Origin of the sequence: Pseudomonas sp. PNPG3 (genome assembly GCF_023093815.1) — a bacterium.
GTDB lineage: Bacteria > Pseudomonadota > Gammaproteobacteria > Pseudomonadales > Pseudomonadaceae > Aquipseudomonas > Aquipseudomonas asiatica.
Window position 1 is genome coordinate 1 of the sequence record NZ_JALLKV010000287.1, and the last position, 253, is coordinate 253.

The window sequence follows — 253 nt, forward strand, 5'->3', positions numbered from 1 at the left end:
CGTCGTCGACGATCACCACCTTGCCCTGCAACTTGGCGCCGACGATGGTGCCGCCTTCGCCATGGTCCTTGGCTTCCTTGCGGTTGTAGGCGTACGAGGTGTTGCGGCCCTTGGCGGCCAGGGCGACGGCGGTGGCGCTGGCCAGCGTGATGCCCTTGTAGGCCGGGCCGAACAGCATGTCGAACTCGACGCCTGATGCGAGCAGGGTCTGGGCGTAGAAGTCGGCCAGCTTGCCCAGCGTCGCACCGTCGTG

General features: G+C 67.2%; 1 pseudogene. It reads right to left on the reverse strand.

Annotated elements, in window-relative coordinates:
• Window positions 1–253: pseudogene (locus tag MJ643_RS31080) on the reverse strand (orotate phosphoribosyltransferase); the annotation flags it as partial.